This window comes from Streptacidiphilus alkalitolerans (assembly GCF_042511045.1).
GTDB lineage: Bacteria > Actinomycetota > Actinomycetes > Streptomycetales > Streptomycetaceae > Streptacidiphilus > Streptacidiphilus alkalitolerans.
The window spans coordinates 46,594-65,676 of sequence record NZ_JBHEZX010000001.1 but is presented as its reverse complement, the minus strand read 5'-3'; the positions used below and the strand labels follow the sequence as shown (position 1 = coordinate 65,676).

Annotated in this window: 19 protein-coding genes; 15 read left to right on the top strand and 4 right to left on the bottom strand. The window is 74.0% G+C overall.

What is annotated here, in order from left to right:
* Nucleotides 1–164 precede the first annotated feature (164 nt).
* From mltG to ACEZDG_RS00260, 11 genes are all read left to right on the top strand, one after another.
* The gene (mltG, locus tag ACEZDG_RS00310) at nt 165–1,832 is read left to right on the top strand and encodes an endolytic transglycosylase MltG (RefSeq protein WP_380500896.1); all 1,668 of its coding nucleotides are present in this window, start codon (nt 165–167) and stop codon (nt 1,830–1,832) included.
* On the top strand, nt 1,832–2,653 hold the full coding sequence (locus tag ACEZDG_RS00305; RefSeq protein WP_380500894.1) for a shikimate dehydrogenase: 822 nt from the start codon (nt 1,832–1,834) through the stop codon (nt 2,651–2,653). Before mltG ends, ACEZDG_RS00305 begins: the two co-directional genes overlap by 1 nt.
* A gap of 103 nt (nt 2,654–2,756) precedes the next feature.
* A complete protein-coding gene (gene aroC, locus ACEZDG_RS00300) occupies nt 2,757–3,941 on the top strand; it encodes a chorismate synthase (protein WP_380500892.1) in 1,185 nt (394 codons plus the stop codon).
* Complete coding sequence (locus tag ACEZDG_RS00295; protein WP_380500890.1) at nt 3,938–4,465, top strand: shikimate kinase; 528 nt, start codon at nt 3,938–3,940, stop codon at nt 4,463–4,465. The genes aroC and ACEZDG_RS00295 overlap by 4 nt, the downstream gene beginning before the upstream one ends.
* Nucleotides 4,462–5,574: a 3-dehydroquinate synthase gene (gene aroB / locus ACEZDG_RS00290; protein WP_380500889.1), complete on the top strand. Its 1,113-nt coding sequence runs from the start codon at nt 4,462–4,464 to the stop codon at nt 5,572–5,574. Before ACEZDG_RS00295 ends, aroB begins: the two co-directional genes overlap by 4 nt.
* Nucleotides 5,571–6,002, top strand: a complete 432-nt coding sequence (gene aroQ, locus ACEZDG_RS00285; protein WP_380500886.1) for a type II 3-dehydroquinate dehydratase — start codon at nt 5,571–5,573, stop codon at nt 6,000–6,002. The genes aroB and aroQ overlap by 4 nt, the downstream gene beginning before the upstream one ends.
* A 60-nt stretch (nt 6,003–6,062) precedes the next feature.
* On the top strand, nt 6,063–6,779 hold the full coding sequence (locus ACEZDG_RS00280; protein WP_380500884.1) for an AAA family ATPase: 717 nt from the start codon (nt 6,063–6,065) through the stop codon (nt 6,777–6,779).
* Between the two features lie 91 nt (nt 6,780–6,870).
* The gene (locus ACEZDG_RS00275; protein WP_380500882.1) at nt 6,871–7,968 is read left to right on the top strand and encodes a M24 family metallopeptidase; all 1,098 of its coding nucleotides are present in this window, start codon (nt 6,871–6,873) and stop codon (nt 7,966–7,968) included.
* An 86-nt stretch (nt 7,969–8,054) separates the two neighbouring features.
* A complete protein-coding gene (gene efp / locus ACEZDG_RS00270) occupies nt 8,055–8,621 on the top strand; it encodes an elongation factor P (protein WP_380500880.1) in 567 nt (188 codons plus the stop codon).
* A gap of 2 nt (nt 8,622–8,623) precedes the next feature.
* The gene (gene nusB / locus ACEZDG_RS00265) at nt 8,624–9,064 is read left to right on the top strand and encodes a transcription antitermination factor NusB (RefSeq protein ID WP_380500878.1); all 441 of its coding nucleotides are present in this window, start codon (nt 8,624–8,626) and stop codon (nt 9,062–9,064) included.
* Between the two features lie 206 nt (nt 9,065–9,270).
* The gene (locus ACEZDG_RS00260; RefSeq protein ID WP_380500876.1) at nt 9,271–10,263 is read left to right on the top strand and encodes a hypothetical protein; all 993 of its coding nucleotides are present in this window, start codon (nt 9,271–9,273) and stop codon (nt 10,261–10,263) included.
* A gap of 68 nt (nt 10,264–10,331) precedes the next feature.
* On the opposite strand, the gene ACEZDG_RS00255 is transcribed toward ACEZDG_RS00260, so the two are convergent.
* Complete coding sequence (locus ACEZDG_RS00255) at nt 10,332–11,807, bottom strand: MFS transporter (RefSeq protein WP_380500874.1); 1,476 nt, start codon at nt 11,805–11,807, stop codon at nt 10,332–10,334.
* An 80-nt stretch (nt 11,808–11,887) separates the two neighbouring features.
* Nucleotides 11,888–12,262, bottom strand: a complete 375-nt coding sequence (locus ACEZDG_RS00250; protein WP_380500872.1) for a nuclear transport factor 2 family protein — start codon at nt 12,260–12,262, stop codon at nt 11,888–11,890.
* Between the two features lie 118 nt (nt 12,263–12,380).
* Here ACEZDG_RS00250 and ACEZDG_RS00245 point away from each other — a divergent pair, with 118 nt between their 5' ends.
* Nucleotides 12,381–15,146 (top strand): ATP-binding protein, encoded by a 2,766-nt coding sequence (locus ACEZDG_RS00245; RefSeq protein ID WP_380500870.1) that lies wholly within the window; start codon nt 12,381–12,383, stop codon nt 15,144–15,146.
* A gap of 7 nt (nt 15,147–15,153) precedes the next feature.
* Here ACEZDG_RS00245 and ACEZDG_RS00240 read toward each other — a convergent pair whose 3' ends face one another.
* A complete protein-coding gene (locus ACEZDG_RS00240; protein ID WP_380500868.1) occupies nt 15,154–16,317 on the bottom strand; it encodes a winged helix DNA-binding domain-containing protein in 1,164 nt (387 codons plus the stop codon).
* Between the two features lie 135 nt (nt 16,318–16,452).
* Between ACEZDG_RS00240 and ACEZDG_RS00235 the strand changes: the two genes are divergently transcribed.
* The 3 genes from ACEZDG_RS00235 (at nt 16,453) to ACEZDG_RS00225 (ending at nt 18,466) form a co-directional block, all read left to right on the top strand.
* Nucleotides 16,453–16,881 carry a type II toxin-antitoxin system Rv0910 family toxin gene (locus ACEZDG_RS00235; RefSeq protein ID WP_380500866.1) on the top strand — a complete coding sequence of 143 codons (429 nt, stop codon included), beginning with the start codon at nt 16,453–16,455 and terminating at the stop codon, nt 16,879–16,881.
* Between the two features lie 44 nt (nt 16,882–16,925).
* Complete coding sequence (locus ACEZDG_RS00230; RefSeq protein ID WP_380500864.1) at nt 16,926–17,699, top strand: SDR family NAD(P)-dependent oxidoreductase; 774 nt, start codon at nt 16,926–16,928, stop codon at nt 17,697–17,699.
* Between the two features lie 92 nt (nt 17,700–17,791).
* On the top strand, nt 17,792–18,466 hold the full coding sequence (locus tag ACEZDG_RS00225) for a GntR family transcriptional regulator (protein ID WP_380500862.1): 675 nt from the start codon (nt 17,792–17,794) through the stop codon (nt 18,464–18,466).
* Nucleotides 18,467–18,551: 85 nt separating this feature from the next.
* Here ACEZDG_RS00225 and bldD read toward each other — a convergent pair whose 3' ends face one another.
* The gene (gene bldD, locus ACEZDG_RS00220; RefSeq protein WP_042406621.1) at nt 18,552–19,055 is read right to left on the bottom strand and encodes a transcriptional regulator BldD; all 504 of its coding nucleotides are present in this window, start codon (nt 19,053–19,055) and stop codon (nt 18,552–18,554) included.
* Nucleotides 19,056–19,083: the final 28 nt, after the last annotated feature.

The following is a 19,083-nucleotide window of genomic DNA, read 5'->3' as shown; positions in this document are numbered from 1 at the left end:
AGCGGAGGAATCGGATGATTTGTCCTATTGCGGCACGGGGCCCGTGGTGCCTTAGGGTAACGTTCCGCTTCACGGCGAGCTGATGGCACGCCGGTTCGATCGTCGGCGGGGAGGTCCCGTCCGACCGGAGGGGATGCCGGTCGCCACGTCGTCCAAGGGGAAGCATGACCGACCAGGGCCGGGGCTACGGAACCGAACCATGGAGCCAGGGGCAGCCGCAACAGGGCGGCCCCGGTCCCCACACGGGCTCCGTCGGATACCCGCAGCAGCCGCCGCCCGGGTGGCGCGGTCCGCAGGCGTCCCAGGACCCGTACGGGACCGGGCAGTACCCGGTGCAGCAGCCGGGCTATCCCCAGCAGCCCGGATACCAGCAGCCCGGCTATCCCCAGCAGGGCTATCCGCAGCCGCAGCAGCCGGGGTACCCGCAGCCCCAGCAGCCCGGCTACCCGCAGCAGGGATATCCCCAGCAGCCCCAGCCCCAGCCGCAGCAACCCCGGCAGCCCCAGCCGCAGCAGCCCGCCCCCGGGCCCGTGCTGGGCCCGGACGGGATCGACTGGGAGGCCGAGGCCGCCGCCCTGGAGGCGGAGCAGCAGTCCTACCCGGAGCCGGCCGAGGAAGCGCCGGTCTACCAGGAGCAGCGGCAGCCCGCCCCGCACGAGGACGGCGACGCCGAGGAGGAGTACCAGCCCTTCCTCGCCGCCGAGGACGACAGCCGCTCCGGCGAGCGCCGCCGCAAGCAGCAGGGCCGCAGCGAGCGCAAGCGCAGCAGCGGCGCCTGCCTGGGCATCTCGCTGCTGATCCTGGCCATGCTCGGCGGCATCGGCTACTTCGGCTACGGCGAGTACCAGAAGCACTTCGGGCCCCCGGCCGACTACACCGGCGCGGGCACCGGATCGGTGTCGGTCATCGTCAAGGACGGCGACGTGGGCACCAACATCGGCCAGACCCTGAAGGCCGACGGCGTGGTCGCCAGCGTGCAGGCGTTCGTCAACGCCTACAACGACAACTCCAAGGCGCAGGGCATCCAGCCCGGGGCCTACACCATGCCGCTGAAGATGTCCGCGGCCAACGCGGTGGACTACCTGGTGAAGGCCAACGGCGGCGACGCGCTGATCATCCCCGAGGGCATGCAGGCCGCCAAGATCTACCCGCTGATCGACACCAAGCTGGGCCTGGCCAAGGGCGCCACCGCGGCGGCGGCCAAGGCCGACGTGGCCAAGCTGGGCCTGCCCGCCTTCGCCCACGGCAATATCGAGGGCTTCCTCTGGCCGGCCCGCTACTCGGTCTCCAAGGGCATGAAGCCGGACGACATGCTGAAGCAGATGGTGGCCACCGCGACCGCCAAGTTCGACGCGCTCGGGATGAACTCCGGCGCCTCGGCGGTGAAGCTGAGCTCCGGCTACCAGGTGCTGATCGAGGCGAGCATCCTGCAGGCCGAGGGCAACAACCAGAAGGACTTCGGGAAGATCGCCCGGGTCCTCTACAACCGCCTCAACACCCAGGACACCCAGGGCAAGCTGCAGTTGGACACCACCCTGCAGTACGCGCTGAAGAGCACCCACTTCACCAACGCCCAGAAGGACGGCGACAGCGCGGGCGGCTACAACACCTACATCAACAAGGGGCTGCCGCCCGGCCCGATCAGCAACCCCGGTGACGCGGCGGTGCAGGCGGTGCTCAACCCGACGCCGGGGAACTGGGCCTACTTCATCGCCATGACGCCCAGCAACACCCAGTTCACCGAGACCTTCGACCAGTTCAAGGGCTATGTGAAGCAGTACTGCACCGCGCACCACCAGGGCTTCGACCCGGTCGCCGGGGCGTGCACCTGATGCGCGTCGCCGTGCTGGGGTCGCCGGTGGCCCACTCGCTGTCCCCGGTGCTGCACCGGGCCGCCTACGCGGCGCTGGGGCTGACCGAGTGGCGCTACGACCGCTTCGAGGTGGACGAGGCCGGGCTGCCCGGGTTCCTGGAACAGCTGGACGTGGCCGGCCAGGGCTGGTCCGGACTCTCGCTGACCATGCCGCTGAAGCGGGTGGTGATCCCGCTGCTGGACCAGGTCAGCGAGCTGGCGCTGGCCGTGGACGCGGTGAACACGGTGTGCTTCACCGCCGACGGCCGGCGCACCGGGGACAACACCGACGTCCCCGGCCTGGTCGCCGCGCTGCGCGAGCGCGGGGTGGCCGAGGTCGACTCGGCCGCGGTGCTGGGCGCGGGCGCCACCGCCTCCTCGGCGCTGGCCGCCCTCGGGCAGGTCTGCACCGGGGAGATCACCGCCTATGTCCGCGGCCCGGAGCGGGCCGCGCAGATGCGGGACCTGGGCGACCGGATCGGCGTCAAGGTGGCCACCGCCCCCTGGGAGCGGGCGGCGGAGGCCTTCCGCACCCCGCTGACCGTCTCCACCACCCCGGTCGGCGCCACCGACCACCTCGCCGACGCGGTGCCGCCGTCGCCCGGGGCGCTGTTCGACGTGCTGTACCACCCCTGGCCGACCGCGCTGGCCGCCGCCTGGTCGCGGCGCGGCGGCACCGTGCTCGGCGGTCTGGACCTGCTGGTGCACCAGGCGGTGCTGCAGTGCCAGCTGTTCACCGGCGTCACCCCGGCCCCGCTCGCCGCGATGCGCGCCGCAGGTCAGGCGGCTCTGGCGGGGTGATTCCGGCGCTTCCGCGGCGCGTCCGGAAGCTGGACAATTCTGAGCTGCGGCACCCGGCGTGGGAGGATCGAACCCGACCTGTCCGGATCTTTGAGGAGCACCGTTGGGTACCTTGCGCTGGCTTACGGCGGGGGAGTCGCACGGCCCCGCACTCGTGGCGACGCTGGAGGGCCTCCCGGCCGGCGTCCCGATCACCACCGCGGCGGTCGCGGACGCGCTGGCGCGGCGGCGGCTCGGCTACGGGCGCGGCGCCCGGATGAAGTTCGAGCAGGACCAGGTCACCTTCCTCGGCGGGGTCCGGCACGGCCTGACCATGGGCAGCCCGGTCGCGGTGATGGTCGGCAACACCGAGTGGCCCAAGTGGGAGCAGGTCATGTCGGCCGACCCGGTCGACCCGGAGATCCTGGGCGGGCTGGCTCGCAACGAGGCGCTGACCCGTCCCCGCCCCGGCCACGCCGACCTCGCCGGGATGCAGAAGTACTCGCTGGACGAGGCCCGGCCGATCCTGGAGCGCGCCAGCGCCAGGGAGACGGCGGCCAGGGTCGCCCTCGGCGCGGTGGCCCGCTCCTACCTCAGGGAGACCTGCGGCATCGAGCTGGTCTCGCACGTGGTCGAGCTCGGCGCCGCCAAGGCCCCGGCCGGGGTGGTCCCGGTCCCCGCCGACGAGGCCCGCCTGGACGAGGACCCGGTGCGCTGCCTGGACGCGGACGCCGCCAAGCGGATGGTCGCCGAGATCGATCAGGCCCACAAGGACGGCGACACCCTCGGCGGGGTGGTCGAGGTGCTGGCCTACGGCGTCCCGGTCGGCCTCGGCTCGCACGTGCACTGGGACCGCCGCCTCGACGCGCGGCTGGCCGCCGCGCTGATGGGGATCCAGGCGATCAAGGGCGTCGAGGTCGGCGACGGCTTCGAGCTGGCCCGGGTGCCGGGCTCCAAGGCCCACGACGAGATCGTGCCCGGACCGGACGGGGTGCGCCGCACCTCGGGCCGCTCCGGCGGCACCGAGGGCGGGCTCTCCACCGGCGAGCTGCTCCGGGTCCGGGCCGCGATGAAGCCCATCGCCACCGTCCCGCGCGCCCTGGCCACCATCGACGTGCGCACCGGCGCCGTCGCCAAGGCACACCACCAGCGCTCCGACGTCTGCGCGGTCCCGGCCGCCGGGATCGTGGCCGAGGCCATGGTCGCGCTGGTGCTGGCCGACGCCGTCAACGAGAAGTTCGGCGGCGACAACGTCAGCGAGACCCGGCGCAACGTCCAGGGGTACCTCGACCACCTGATCGTCCGATGAGCGCGGTCAGGTCCGGGCCCGCGGCGGTGCTGGTCGGCCCGCCCGGCTCCGGCAAGTCCACCGTCGGCGCGCTGCTGGCGGCCCGGCTCGGCGTGGTCCTGCGCGACACCGACGCCGACATCGTGGCCCTGAGCGGCAAGCCGATCGCCGACATCTTTGTGGACGAGGGCGAGGCCCACTTCCGCGCGCTGGAGGCGGAGGCGGTGCGGGCCGCCCTGTCCGAGCACCAGGGGGTGCTGTCGCTCGGCGGCGGCGCGGTGCTGCGCGAGCAGACCCGGGCGCTGCTGGACGGCCACGCGGTGGTGTTCCTGGACGTCACCCTGCACGACGCGGTGAAGCGGGTCGGCCTGGACGCCCCGCGTCCGCTGCTGATCGGCAACCCCCGGGCCCGCTGGCGCGAACTGATGGAGCAGCGCCGCCCGCTGTACACCGAGGTCGCCCGCGCCGTGGTGGCCACCGACGGCCTGACGCCCGATCAGGTGGCCGAGGCCGTCCTCAACGCCCTTGAGCTGGAGAAGGCATGACGGAGACTCACCCCACCGCGGGGCAGGACACCAAAAGGATCCGGGTCGGCGGCACGGCCGGCACCGCGCCGTACGACGTGCTGCTCGGCCACCAGCTGCTCGGCGAGCTGGCCGGACTGATCGGGACGGCCGCCCAGCGGGTCGCCGTGGTGCACCCGGAGGCGCTGGCCGCGACCGGTGAGGCGATCAGGGACGACCTGGCCGCGCAGGGCTACCAGGCCATCGCGCTGCAGGTGCCCAACGCGGAGGAGGCCAAGTCCGCCGAGGTCGCCGCGTACTGCTGGTCGGTGCTGGCGCAGACCGGCTTCACCCGGACCGATGTGATCGTCGCCGTGGGCGGCGGGGCCACCACCGACCTGGCCGGCTTCGTGGCCGCGTCCTGGCTGCGCGGGATCCGCTGGATCGCCATGCCGACCACGCTGCTCGGCATGGTCGACGCGGCCGTCGGCGGCAAGACCGGCATCAACATCGCCGAGGGCAAGAACCTGGTCGGCGCCTTCCACCCGCCGGCCGGGGTGCTGGCCGACCTGGCCACGCTGGAGTCGCTGCCGCGCCACGACTACATCAGCGGGCTGGCCGAGGTGATCAAGACCGGCTTCATCGCCGACCCGGTGATCCTGGACCTGGTCGAGTCCGACCCGGAGGCCGCGACCACCCCGGCCGGGCCGCACACCGCCGAGCTGATCGAACGCTCCATCAAGGTCAAGGCCGAGGTGGTCTCCGGCGACCTCAAGGAGTCCGGCCGCCGGGAGATCCTCAACTACGGCCACACCCTGGCGCATGCCATCGAGCGCAATGAGCGCTACAAGTGGCGGCACGGCGCGGCGGTCAGCGTGGGCATGGTCTTCGCCGCCGAACTCGGGCGGCTGGCCGGGCGGTTGGACGACGCCACGGCCGACCGGCACAAAGCGGTGCTGGCCTCGGTCGGCCTGCCGCTGACCTACCAGGCGGACGCCTGGCCCAAGCTGCTGGAGACGATGAAGCTGGACAAGAAGTCCCGCGCCGACATGCTGCGCTTCATCGTCCTGGACGGCCTGGCCAAGCCGACCGTGCTGGAGGCCCCGGACCCGACCCTGCTGGTCGCCGCCTACGCCGAGGTCGCCAAGTGAGCACTCCCCAGCGGGTGCTGGTGCTGAACGGCCCCAACCTGGGCCGTCTCGGCAGCCGCGAGCCCGATGTCTACGGCTCCACCTCCTACGCCGGACTGGTCGAGCGCTGCACCGCGCTCGGCAAGGAGCTGGGCCTGGAGGTCGAGGTCCGCGAGACCAACGACGAGGGGGAGATGATCCGCTGGCTGCACGAGGCGGCCGACGGCAAGCTGCCGGTGGTGATCAACCCCGGCGCCTTCACCCACTACTCGTACGGGATGCGGGACGCGGCCTCGCAGCGCACCGCGCCGCTGATCGAGGTGCACATCTCCAACCCGCACACCAGGGAGGAGTTCCGGCACACCTCGGTGATCTCCGCGGTGGCCTCCGGCACCATCGCCGGATTCGGGATCGGCTCCTACGAGTTGGCATTGCGCGCTCTGGTTTGAGGGCATCAGCACGGTAGGGTCTGGCCAGCACAGGGAGCGGTACGGCAGGAGGTGGGCGCGGTGAGCGACGGGCACTACCCGGGCAGTCTGCCCGAGCCCACGCCCGGACCGCCCCGGGCCACCCTGCAACTGCGCGCCGTCCCGGAGAGCGCCGCCACCGGCCACTTCGCCATGCCCGACGCGCCGCCGCCGGGTGCGGCGCAGCCGCACCCCCAGCCGCAGGGCCCGGTCGCGGTGCTGCTGATCGGCCCGGCCGGGGCCGGCAAGACCTCGGTCGCCCGGTACTGGGCCGACCACCGGGGCAGCCCGACCGCGCACATCAGCCTGGACGACGTCCGCGAGTGGGTCAGGGCCGGTTTCGCCAACCCGCAGGAGGGCTGGAACGACCAGTCCGAGGCCCAGTACCGGCTGGCCCGCCGCACCTGCGGCTTCGCCGCCCGCAACTACCTCGCCAACGGCATCTCCTGCATCATCGACGACGCGGTCTTCCCCGACCGCCCGGCGATCGGCCTCGGCGGCTGGAAGCGCCACGTCGGCCCGGCCCTGCTGCCGGTGGTGCTGCTGCCTGGCCTGGACGTGGTGCTGGCCCGCAACGCCGAGCGGTCCGGCGTCCGCCGGCTGGCGGACGAGGAGGTGGCCCGGATCCACGGCAGGATGGCCGGCTGGTACGGCTCCGGGCTGACCATCATCGACAACTCCCGGCTGGACGTCGCCGGCACCGCCGCCGCGCTGGACCAGGTGGTCGCCCGCAGCCTGGCCCACCCGCTGCCCTGGTAGCCGCTGCCCTGGTAGCGGCCGGGCCGCTGGCGTCCCCCCGGGTGGGCCCCGCCGAGCGGCGGCTTCCGGCGGCGGTACCTACGCTCGGAGCATGGCCGACGTGCACGCAGAACGCCGCGACCGGCTCCGCGGGCGGTGCAGCGCCGCGGGGCTGGACGCCGCCCTGGTCACCCGCCCGGCGAACCTCCGCTGGCTGACCGGCTCCGCCGAGCCGCGGGCGCTGCTGCTCACCCGGGACGCGGCGCTGGTCGACGCGGCCGTCCCGACCCCCGTGGCGGAGCCGGACGGCGGGCTGAGCCCGGTGCCGGTGCCGCCCGGCGCCGACCCGGCCGTGGTGCTGGCCGCCCACCGCACCGGCGGCGCGCTCGGGGTGGAGGAGCACGACCTCACCGTCACCCGGCACCGCGCCGTGGTCGCCGCCGCCGGGGCCGGGCAGGTCAGGGACCTGGGCCTGGCAGTGGAGCAACTGCGCACGGTCAAGGACGAGGGCGAGATCGGCTTTCTGCGGATCGCCGGGGAGATCGCCGACCAGGCCCTGGGCGAGCTGCTGGAGTCGATCATGGTCGGCCGGACCGAACGGCATCTGGCGATGGAGCTGGAGCGCCGGATGATCGACCACGGCGCGGACGGCTCCGCCTTCCCGGTCCGGGTCGGCGCCGGGGACCACTCCGGCCGCCCCGACCACGTGCCCGGCGACCGCAGGGTCGAGGACGGGGAGTTCCTGACGGTGGCGCTGGGCGCCTGCTACCGCGGCTACCGCGCCGCGGTGACCCGTACCTTTGTGATCGGCCTCAGCCCGGCCGACTGGCAGGCCGAGCTGCACCGCCAGGTCTTCGCGGCCCAGCGCGCGGCGCGCGAGGCGCTGGCGGTCGGCAGCGGCTGCGACGCGGCCGACCTGGCCGCGCGGAAGGTCCTCGACGCGGCCGGGATCGAACCGCAGCGGGCCCGGGAACACGGGGCCGGCGAGGGGGTGGGAGGGGGTGTCGGACTCGAGATCGGGGAGGAGCCGCATCTGGGTCCCCAGGAGTTGGGTAAGCTTGACAATCGTGTGCCGGTAACCGTCGGCGTCGGGGTGTGCATCCCTGGCAGGGGCGGGGTCCGGATCGAGGACACGCTCGTCGTGCGACCGTCCGTGGACGGTGGCCCCGAGCTGCTCACCATAACCACCAAGGAGCTCCTCGCCCTGTGACCCCCTCGGGTCCGCGGACACCGCCCTCTTGGTGCTGGGACCCGTTCCTTGACAGACAGCGATATATCACAGGAGTTAGTGCGACCGTGGCTTCCACCAACGACCTCAAGAACGGCATGGTGCTCAAGCTCGACAATGGCCAGCTCTGGTCCGTCGTCGAGTTCCAGCACGTCAAGCCCGGCAAGGGCCCGGCCTTCGTGCGCACCAAGCTCAAGCACGTGCTGTCCGGCAAGGTCGTCGACAAGACCTTCAACGCCGGCGTGAAGGTCGATACGGCCAGTGTCGACAAGCGCGGGATGCAGTTCTCGTACAAGGACGGCGAGGACTTCGTGTTCATGGACATGGACACCTACGACCAGATCACCATCAGCCCGGCGGTGCTCGGCGACAACGCCAACTACCTGCTCGAGGGCTTCGAGGCCACCGTCGCCATGTACGAGGGCGCGCCGCTGTACGTCGAGCTGCCGACCTCGGTCGAGCTGGTCATCGAGTACACCGAGCCCGGCGTCCAGGGCGACCGCTCCACCGGCGGCACCAAGCCCGCGCGCCTGGAGACCGGCCACGAGATCGGCGTCCCGCTGTTCATCGTCACCGGTGAGAAGATCAAGGTCGACACCCGCACCGGCGACTACCTCGGCCGGGTGAACAGCTAACCGTGTCCACCGCACGCAACAAGGCCCGCACCCGCGCCTTCCAGATCCTCTTCGAGGCGGACCACCGGGGCGTCTCCCCGCTGTCCGTCCTCGCGGACTGGGTGCGCCGCGCGCGCACCCCGGACGAGGGCACACCGCAGGTCAGCGAGTACACGATGGAGCTGGTCGAGGGCTACACCCAGTACGCCGCCCGGATCGACGACCTGCTCTCCACCTACGCGGTGGGCTGGACGCTGGACCGGATGCCCATCGTGGACCGCAATGTGCTGCGCCTGGGCGCGTACGAGCTGATCTGGGTGGACAGCGTCCCCGACGCGGTCGTCCTGGACGAGGCGGTCCAGATCGCCAAGGAGTTCTCCACCGACGACTCCCCGGCGTTCGTCAACGGACTGCTGGCCCGGCTGCTGGACCTCAAGCCCTCGCTGCGCGCGACCCGCGACTGACGACGGCACCGCGAAGGCCCGGCGCGCTCCCCTCGGGGACCGCGCCGGGCCTTTTCGCCGCCAGCGCCGCGTCACTTTTGGTGACAGTCCTGTGACACAGCGTGCGCTTGGGGCGGACGCGACAGGGGAGGACGCAGTTAGCGGTCGACGGGCCGCAGCAGCTTCCCCCCGCACCACGTTCCCCGCACCGCCCCCGAGGAGTCCCCATGGCCGCCAGGCACGCCCGTACCCGTCCGACCGCCAGGACCGCCGCGCCCGCCTCCTGCCCGGGGGCTTCCCGCCGCCGGGAGGAGCTCCGCTCCCGCCGCTGCGCGCCCCAGGACGCCGCCGCGCCCACCCTGGTCGGCATCATCACCAGCCGGGAGGACTTCGAGGAACTGCGCCGCGACGGCGGCACCGAGTACAGCTCCTTCGCGGTCTACCTGGAGGAGATGGAGCAGCTGATCGGGCGGATCCGGGAGGCCGGCGGCACGCTCAAGGGCCGCGCCTTCCACCCCGGCGACCTGGTCGACTTCTGCCGGCAGCACGGCCTGTCGCTGGCCGACCCGGGGAGCCACACCGCCTACACCGCCGACCCGGCCGCCGACGTGGAGTGGGTCCGCTACGAGGACGAGCCGCTGGACGAGTTCCTGGGACGGCTGGTGCTGGCCCGCCGGCGCGGCCTGGTGCACCGCAGACTGGAACGGCTGCTCGCGGAGACCGCCGAGGCGGCGGCCACCGGGGTGTTCCCCGAGGAGCCGCTGCGGGAGGCCTACGAGCGGGGGGCCGCGGCGCTGCGGCGGATGCTGCTGGGGGCGGGTCCCGGCCGGTTCCGGCTGGTCTGCGCCCTGCGCCCGCCGGCGGAGCCGCCGGTGGAGGCCTGGGCGGACCTGCTGCTGGAGCGCACCGGGGCGGAGGACGGCGGCGCCGTGCTGCGGATCGAGGACGCGGACCTGGACCTGTTCTGCTCGCTGCTCTGCACCGGCTACGCGCTCGGTCTGACCGGCGGGGCGCTGCTGTCCGGGATGTGCGAGGAGCGCGGCTCGGTGGCCTGGGGCTGGGGCTTCGACGGCGGGGCCGAGGGCGGCGGCTTCACCCCGCGCAACGCCGCCGACGTACTGCTCGACCTGTCGCTGCCGGCCGCGTCCTGGATCGCGGTCTGCCTGCCCGGTGCGGCGGCCGCCCCGGGCTTCCCGCTGGACGAGATCGCCCTGGACTGAATCGGCTGAACCGCCGCAGCGCCGTGCGCACCAGGTGCGCACGGCGCCGACGGGGGACTGACGGGCGCTCAGGCCGCGGCCCCTGCCCGGCGGGGGAGCAGCTGGACCAGCCCGGCCAGCACCAGTTCCAGCGCGACCAGTGCGGCCAGCCCCAGCTGGAAGGCGTGCGGGTAGCCGCTCGCGGCCCCGTCGCCGACCGCGCCGTAGAAGACGATGCCGATCAGCGCGATCCCCAGCGCCCCGGCCACCTGCTGCACCGTGGCCAGCACCCCGGAGGCCGAGCCGACCAGCTGCGGGCTGACCCGGGTCAGCACCGCCCCGGTGAGCGGGGCGATCACCATGCCCATACCGAGGCCGTCCACCACCAGTCCCGGCACCAGCCGGAGCACGCCGTCGGTGCCGCCGCCGCTGCCGAGGGAGCCGACGGCCAGCCAGAGCAGGCCCAGGCCGAGCGCCATCAGCAGCGCGCCGACCGCCGGCACCTGACGGCCCATCCGCGCGGCCAGCAGGTGCGCGGTCATCGAGGTGGCCAGGTAGCCGCCCCCGATCGCGGTGAAGACCAGCCCGGAGGCCAGCGCGTCCAGGCCGCGTCCCTGCTGCAGGTACAGCGCCAGGATCAGGAAGAAGGAGCCCTGGCCGAGCCAGAAGGCCAGCTGGGCGGCCATACCGGCGCTGAAGGCCCGCTCCCGGAACAGCCCGGTGTGGACCAGCGGGGAGCCGTCCCGTCCGCTCAGCCGGTGCTGGTGCAGGCCGAAGCCGGTGAACAGGGCGGCGGAGCCGGCCAGGCAGAGCCAGGTCCACAGCGGCCAGCCCTGCGAGCGGCCCTGGATCAGCGGCAGGACCAGGGTCACCAGTGCGGTGGTGACCAGGGCGACCCCGGTGTTGTCCAGCCGGGGCCGCTGCGGCGCCCGGGACTCGGGGACGGTGCGCGGGACCAGCGCCAGCGTGGCCAGGCCGACCGGCAGATTGATCAGGAAGCAGGCCCGCCAGTCCAGCCCGAACAGGTCGGCCTTGATCAGCAGACCGCCGATGAGCTGCCCGAAGACCGCACCGATGCCCATGGTCAGCCCGTACATGGCGAAGGCCTTGGCCTGGGCCGCGCCCTGGTAGGAGGTGCGCAGGAGCACCAGCACCTGAGGTCCCATCAGCGCCGCCGACAGGCCCTGGACGGCGCGGGCGGCGATCAGCACCCCTGCGGTGGGGGCGAGGCCGCAGGCCGCCGAGGACAGGGTGAACAGGGCCAGGCCGAGGCTGAAGACCCGGCGCCGCCCGGCGATGTCGCCGAGCCGTCCGGCCGTGATCAGCCCGGCGGCCAGGGCCAGGCTGAAACCGGCCACGATCCACTGGATCGCGGAGGCGCTCGCCCCCAGTTTCAGCTGCATCGAGGGGATGGCGACATTGACGATGAAGAAGTCAAGCGCGGTCATGAAGGTCGCGGTCAGCACCACCGGAAGCAGTCCGCGCGGCGCGGTCGGCGGCTGCTGCTGCGCCGGGGAGACGGGTGAGGGGACGGAGGAGGGGACGGGGGCGGTCGAGGTGGTCATCACAACTCTCCTGGCTGGTGGGCCCCGCGCGGGCCTGTGGGAGCAGGCCCGCGCGGGGGAATCGGGAAGGTGGCGCACCGTCAGGCGCTGGGCACCTTGTCGAGGAAGCCGTGCACCTGGCCGATCCGCCCTTCGGCGTCCGCGACCAGCACGTCGAAGCCGACGACCAGCGCCTCGCCGCCGGCCGGGCCCAGCTCCCAGCCGAAGCGGGCGATGTGGTGGTGCGCGTCGACCGGGCCGGCCAGGGTGAACACCAGCCCGGCGAACTGGCCCTGCACCGCGGCCAGGGTGGCGTCGATGGCGTCCAGGCCCTCGGCGGCGACCAGCGGGTCGGTGTAGCTGCCGTCCTCGGCCCAGAGGTCCGTCACCAGGGCCCGGCGGGCGGTCGGGTCGGTCTCGTTCCAGGTGGCGATGTAGCGCTCGGCCAGGTCCTGCAGCGTGGCGGTGGCAGTCATCGGAATCTCCCTGCTCTTCCGGGGGACCCGGTGTCCCCGCAGGTCAAAAAGCTACGCAGGGCCGGACGGCGCGGAATCTGTCGCGCTTAGGTACTTCGCGGATAGGTAGGGTGCGGTTGTGCCTTCTCAGCTGTACGGACGCGAGGACGAACAGGCCGCCGTCGACGCCCTGCTGGCCGACGCCCGGCAGGGCCGCAGCGGGGCGCTGGTGCTGCGCGGCGAGCCCGGCATCGGCAAGACCGCGCTGCTCGACCACGCCGCCGGCACCGCGGCCGGCAGCGGCTTCCGGGTGATCCGCGCCACTGGCGTCCAGTACGAGGCCGAACTGCCCTTCGCCGGACTGTCGCTGCTGCTGGCGCCCGCGCTGGACCGGCTGCCGGGGCTGCCCGCGCCGCAGCGGCGCTCGCTGGAACGCGCCTTCGGCCTGGCCGAGGACCCTGGCCCCGGCCAGGGTTCCGGCCCCGGCGACCGGCTGCTGGCGGGCCTCGCCGTGCTCTCGCTGCTGGCCGAACTCGCCGAGCCGCAACCGCTGCTGTGCCTGGTCGACGACGCCCAGTGGCTGGACCGGGAGTCCACCGAGGCACTGCTGCTGGCCGCCCGGCGGCTGCAGGCCGAGGGGGTGGTGCTGCTGCTCGCCGCCCGCGAGGGGGAGGGCTCCTGGGCCGCCCCCGGCCTGCCCGAGCTGCGGCTCTCCGCCCTGGCCGGCCCGGCCGCCGAGGCCCTGCTGGCCGCGACCACCGCGCTGGGACCGCCGGAACGGCGCCGGATCCTGGCCGAGGCGCACGGCAACCCGCTGGCCCTGATCGAGCTTCCGGCCGCTCCCGGCAGAGTCGCTGACGGATCGTCAGGCGGCATGGCGCTCACCGGGCGGCTGCAGCTCGCCTACCACGGGCAGGTCACCCGGCTGCCGGCCGCCACCCAGTCGCTGCTGCTGGTCGCCGCGGCCGAGGAGACCGGCGAACTGGACCTGGTGCTGCGGGCCGGGGCCCTGCTGGGCGCGGCGGCCGAGGACCTGCGGGCCGCCGAGGAGGCGGGGCTGGTCCAGGTCGAGGACGGGGCCAGGATCCGCTTCCGGCACCCGCTGCTGCGCTCCGCCGTCCAGCAGCGCGCCCCGCTGGCACTGCGGCTGGCCACCCACCGGGCGCTGGCCGAGGCGCTCACCGCCGACGGCGAGGACCGGCGCCGGATCTGGCACCTGGCCCAGGCCGCCACCGGGCCGGACGAGCGGCTCGCCGCCGAGCTGGAACGCGGCGCCGAGCACGCGGCCGGGCGCGGCGGCCACGCCGGAGCAGCCGCCGCCTATGAGCGGGCCGCCCGGCTCAGCCCGGCCGCGGCGGACGCCACCCGGCGGCACGCCCACGCCGCCGAGGCCGCCATGGAGGGCGGCGAACCGGACCGCGCCGCCGTACTCGCCGAGCAGGCGCTGCGCCGGATCGCCGCCGAGCCGGGCCCGCCGGACCGGCTGACCCAGGCCCAACTGCTGTTCGTACAGGGCATCGCCCGGTTCTGGCACGGCGACCACCAGGGCGCTCTCGACCTGCTGCTGCGCACCGCCGACCTGGTCACCGACACCGCGCCGCAGCACTCCGCGCGGGTGCTGATCCAGGCCTTCCATGCCGCCTGGTACCTCGGCGAGCAGCAGGTCGGCCTGGTTCGGGACCGGCTGGCGGCGCTCGCCCCCGCGCCGGAGCAGTGGTCCACCCCGCTGGTCCGCTACCTGGTCGCGGTCACCGGGGCCCTGCTCGGACCGGACGACGACGCCGCGCCGCAGCCGGTCGCCGAACCGGTCGCCGAGGTGGCCGCGCAGGCCCGGGCGGCGGGGGCGGCCGTCCCGGTCGACCTCGGCACCTTCTGCGGGGCCACCCTGATCCTCGGCGACGACACCGAGACCGTGCGGCTGGCCGGCGAACTCGTCGCCGAGGCCCGGGCGGTGGGCGCGGTCGGGGCCCTGCCGACGCTGCTGTTCTTCCTGGCCGAGGGGGAACTGTTCACCGGTCAGCCCGCGGACGCGCTGGCCCACGCCACCGAGTCGCTGCGGCTGGCCGAGGACATCGGGCAGCCGCAGTGGGCCAGCCAGATGCACAGCTTCCTCGGCTACCTGGCCGCGGTCGTCGGCGACGAGCAACTGACCCGGGGCAGCGCGGAACGCGCGCTGGCGGCCGGCTTGGCCGGACGCCCGTGGACCCAGTGGGCGCTGGGCCTGCTCGACCTCGGCCAAGGCCGCGCCGAGGAGTGCCTGTCCCGGCTGGAACCGCTGGTCCACGGCCCGCAGCGACACCATGTCGCCGCGCTGCGGGCCGTCCCCGACCTGGTGGAGGCGGCGGTCCGGCTGCGTCGGCCGGAGCGGGCGGAGACGGCCTCCGGGTACTTCCGGGGCTGGGCCGGGCGCGGCGGCCAGCCCTGGGCGGCGGCGCTGGCGCTCCGCTGCGAGGCGCTGCTCAGCACCGACGCCGCGGCCGAGGCGGCCTTCCTGGCCGCCCTGAAACTGCACGGTGAACAGCACCGCCCCTGGGACCGGGCCCGTACCGAACTGCTCTACGGGGAGTGGCTCCGCCGCGAGCGCCGCACCGCCGAGGCACGGACCCCGCTGCGGGCCGCACTGGACGCCTTCCAGCAGCTCGGGGCCGCCCCCTGGGCGGAGCGGGCCCGCACCGAGCTCGGCGCCACCGGGGGCGGCGCGCCCGCGCGGGAACGCCCGGCGGGTGCGCTGGCGCTGCTCACCCCGCAGGAGTCGCAGATCGTCCGGCTGGCGGCGCAGGGGCTGTCCAACCGGGACATCGCCGCGCAGCTGTTCCTCAGCTCACGGACCGTCGGCTACCACCTCTACAAGGCCTACCCCAAGCTGGGCGTGGCCTCCAGGGGTGAGCTGGCGGACGTGCTCTGACACTGCGTCAGGGAGTCGACAACCGACGTTCCAGCGGGGTGCGGAAGCGCGGGGTGATCCTGGCCGGGCCGATGAAGGCGGCCAGCTCCGCCGCCGCCGCGCCGACCGCGGCCTCGGCCTCCGCGCCCACGTCGTCGAGCAGCTGCCAGACCGGCTCGCCGTCGGGCCGTTGGGCCCAGCCGCCGACGATCCGTCCGTTCCACCAGACGGTCGGGCCGATGTTGCCGGTGCGGTCGAACAGCTCGGCGGTGTGCTCCGGCGGGAGGTACCAGTCGCGCTGCTTCCAGCCCATCCCGGTCGGGTCAAGCGCGGGCAGCAGCGCCGCGTACGGGGCGGTCTCCGGGCCGCCCGGCCCGGTGTCGCCCGGCAGGACGTACCCGGTCTCCTGGTCCTCCAGCAGCACCGGCTCGGCCCGCACCGCGAGCAGCGCCTTGCGCACGTCGCCCAGGGTCCAGCCGGTCCACCAGGCCAGGTCGGCCTCGGTGCCGGGCCCGTAGGCCGCGAGCCAGCGCCGGGCCAGCTCGGCCCTGGCCTCGGCGGCGGGCGGCGCCGGGAACGGCTCGGAGCGGACCCAGCGGAACTGGCTGGAGGTCCAGGAGCCGCGCGGGCGGTCCCTGCGGATCCGGTTCTCGGCGGCGAGGACCCGCAGCACCCGGGAGGCGACGGCCTGCGTGGTCTCGTTGGGCTTTCCCGCGCCGACCACCACCCGCTGCTGCAGCGCGGGCACCGCCGCGCCCAGCTCCGCGCCGGTGAGCGGTTCACCGGCGGCCAGCGCGGCCAGGGTCTCCCGCTCCGCCGCCGCCAGCCAGGCCGCGTCCCAGCCGCCGCCCTCGGCCAGGAAGGCCAGCAGCCGCCGGCGCTCCCTCGCGGCGACGGCCCGCGCGGTGGAGGCGTCCACCACGGCGGCCAGCTCCCGGCCGACCACGAACATGGTGCGCCGCATGGCGAGCAGTCGCAGCAGGCTCAGCTCGTCGTAGAGCGCCCGCTCCAGCGCGGCGGGGGTGGCCCCGGCCATCCGGGCGGCCACGGCCAGGAACACCGTGGCCGGGTCGGTGGCATGCAGCCCGACCAGGGCGTCGGCGACCTGCTCCGGCGTGCCCGCGCGGGCGGCGGGGCCGAGCAGATGACGGTCCGCAAGCCGGGCGCGGCGGTCGGCGTGGCTGAGTTTCACCCCCTCACATTAGTCAGCAGATGGGTCGGTCACATTTATTGATGGTTCGTCAGATTCTGGCTAGCCTCACCGGGACCGGTGACCGAGCTGCCGCGCCGTGCGGCTCCCCCGTGGCCGGACCGTGGAGGAGAAGCCATGCCCGAGGTATCAGTCAGCGCGTCCGTGCCCGCGCCCGTCGACAAGGTCTGGGCGGTCATCAGCGACTTCGACCGCTTCGGCGAGTGGAACACCATCCACACCGCGTTCCCGGGCGGCGCGCCCAAGGCCCTGGCGGTCGGGGACGTCTTCAGCGAGAAGATGACGCTGATGGGCATGCCCTCCGAGGCCGCCTGGACGGTGACCGAGCTGGAGCCGGGCCGCTCCTGGAAGCTGTCCGGCAAGGGCCCGATGGGGATCACCCTGATGCAGCACTACATCCTGGCCGAGGACGGCGGCGGGACCCTGGTGACGGTGGAGAGCGAGTTCAAGGGCGCCGCGGTCAACATGATGGCGGCCCGCGTCAAGGACGCCACCACCACGGCCCTCAACGAGTCCCTGCGCAAACTCACCGCCCTGGTCGGCTAGAGCTAGAGCCCTGGCCGGTGCGCCGGGATGGGTAGGGTGCGGGTATGCCTACAGCACTCATCACCGGCGCGACGGCCGGGATCGGCGCGGCCTTCGCCCGTCGCCTGGCCAAGGACGGTACGGACCTGGTCCTGGTCGCCAGGGACGGGGAGCGGCTGGCCGGTGCCGCGGCTGCCCTGGGCGCGGAGTTCGGGACCGGCGTCGAGGTGCTGGTCGCCGACCTGGCCACGGACGAGGGGATCGCCGCGGTGGAGGCCCGCTTGGCCGATCCGGAGCGGCCGGTCGACCTGCTGGTCAACAATGCCGGGTTCGGCCTCAGGGACGGCTTCCTCACGGTGCCGCTGGCGCAGGAGCTGGCCATGGTCAAGCTCCACATCGAGGCGGTGCTGCGGCTCACCACCGCCGCCGTGCCGGGGATGCGCGAGCGCGGGCGCGGCGGGGTGGTCAACGTGGCCTCGGTGGCCGCGTTCCTGCCCCGCGGCACGTACGGGGCCAGCAAGTCCTGGGTGGTGCAGTTCACCCAGGGCGCGGCCCGCGACCTGGCCGGGACCGGCGTGCGGCTGCTGGCGCTGTGCCCCGGCTTCACCCGTACCGAGTTCCACCAGCGGGCCGAGGTCGACATGTCGGAGGTGGGCGGCTGGATGTGGCTGTCGGCGGACCGGGTGGTCGACGACGCGCTGCGGGACCTGGCCAGGGGCCGTTCGGTCAGCATCCCCTCGCGCCGCTACAAGGTGCTGGTCGCCGCCGCGCGCAAGGCCCCGCTGGCCGCGCTCGGCGGGATCTCCTCCCGGGCCGGCCGCCGCCTCGACCGCCGTTGACCCCCGCGCCCGGACCCGGGACCCGCTGCGGGATGATCGGGACGTACGGGATGATGGGGCATCAGGGGCCGAGCAGTCCGGAGGAGGAGGTCGTGATACCCCGTCATCCCGTACGTCCCGAGCCGCCCGGGATACTCAACCTCCCCGCGGTGGCGGAGCGCCGCAGCCTCCGGGAGCAGGTCACCCACGCGCTGCGGGCCGCCCTGGTGGTCGGCGAGCTCCGGCCCGGCGCGGTCTACTCCGCGCCGGTGCTGGCCGCCGAGTTCGGCGTCTCCGCCACGCCGGTCCGCGAGGCGATGCTCGACCTCGCCAAGGAGGGCCTGGTCGAGACGGTCCGCAACAAGGGCTTCCGGGTGGTCGCGGTGACCGAACAGGACCTGGACGACTTCACCGAGCTGCGGGCGCTGATCGAGGTCCCGGCCACACTCCAGGTCGCCCGCAGCGCAAGCCGGGCCGACCTCGAGCCGCTGCGCCCGCTGGCCCGGGAGACCGTCGCCGCCGCCAGGGCCGGTGACCTCACCGGCTGCGCCGAGGCCGACCGCCGGTTCCACCTGGCCCTGCTCTCGCTCACCGGCAACCGGCACCTGGTGCAGACGGTCGGCGAACTCCGGAAGCGCTCACGGCTGTTCGGCCTGGCCGCGCTGGTCGAGAGCGGCCGGCTGCTGGCCTCGGCCGAGGAGCACGAGCGGCTGCTCAACCTGATCATCGCCCGCGACCTGGACGGTGTCGGCCGGCTGATGAGCGGCCACATCCGCCACCTCCGCTGACGTACGCGGTCACGGCAGTGGCCCGCCTCCCCTCCCTCGGGGCGGCGGGCCACTGCCGTGACGTTTCTGCACTGCAGCGAACGGGTCAGATCGAGTCGTCCTCGCGCACCGCACGGCGCGCGTCCGGGTCGAGCACGCCCCAGCTGATCAGCTGGTCCACCAGCAGCGAGGCGGGCTGGTCGTAGATGACGGCCAGGGTGCGCAGGTCGTCCTGACGGATCGAGAGGACCTTGCCGTTGTAGTCGCCGCGCTGGCTCTGGATGGTCGCCGCGTAGCGCTGCAGCGGTCCCGCCTTCTCGGACGGCACCTGGGACAGCCGCTCCAGGTCCAGCACCAGGCGCGGCGGCGGCTCGGCCGCTCCGCCCGGGGTGCTGCCGGGCAGCAGTTCCTGCACCGGGACGCCGTAGAACTCGGCCAGTTCGGCCAGCCGCTGCACGGTCACCGCGCGGTCGCCGCGCTCGTAGGAACCGACGACGACGGCCTTCCAGCGGCCCTGGGACTTCTCCTCGACGCCGTGCAGGGAAAGCCCCTGCTGGGTGCGGATCGCACGCAGCTTGCCGCCGAGCTGCTTCGCGTAGTCGCTGGACAAATGGTCTCCCCGGACGTGATGTGGCGTG

Coding starts and splice junctions, on each gene's coding strand:
- mltG (WP_380500896.1), top strand. CDS start 165: ATGACCGACCAGGGCCGGGGCTACGGAACCGAACCATGGAGCCAGGGG.
- ACEZDG_RS00235 (WP_380500866.1), top strand. CDS start 16,453: ATGCCCGAGGTATCAGTCAGCGCGTCCGTGCCCGCGCCCGTCGACAAG.
- ACEZDG_RS00230 (WP_380500864.1), top strand. CDS start 16,926: ATGCCTACAGCACTCATCACCGGCGCGACGGCCGGGATCGGCGCGGCC.
- ACEZDG_RS00260 (WP_380500876.1), top strand. CDS start 9,271: ATGGCCGCCAGGCACGCCCGTACCCGTCCGACCGCCAGGACCGCCGCG.
- ACEZDG_RS00305 (WP_380500894.1), top strand. CDS start 1,832: ATGCGCGTCGCCGTGCTGGGGTCGCCGGTGGCCCACTCGCTGTCCCCG.
- ACEZDG_RS00295 (WP_380500890.1), top strand. CDS start 3,938: ATGAGCGCGGTCAGGTCCGGGCCCGCGGCGGTGCTGGTCGGCCCGCCC.
- ACEZDG_RS00250 (WP_380500872.1), bottom strand. CDS start 12,262: ATGACTGCCACCGCCACGCTGCAGGACCTGGCCGAGCGCTACATCGCC.
- aroB (WP_380500889.1), top strand. CDS start 4,462: ATGACGGAGACTCACCCCACCGCGGGGCAGGACACCAAAAGGATCCGG.
- ACEZDG_RS00275 (WP_380500882.1), top strand. CDS start 6,871: ATGGCCGACGTGCACGCAGAACGCCGCGACCGGCTCCGCGGGCGGTGC.
- ACEZDG_RS00255 (WP_380500874.1), bottom strand. CDS start 11,807: ATGACCACCTCGACCGCCCCCGTCCCCTCCTCCGTCCCCTCACCCGTC.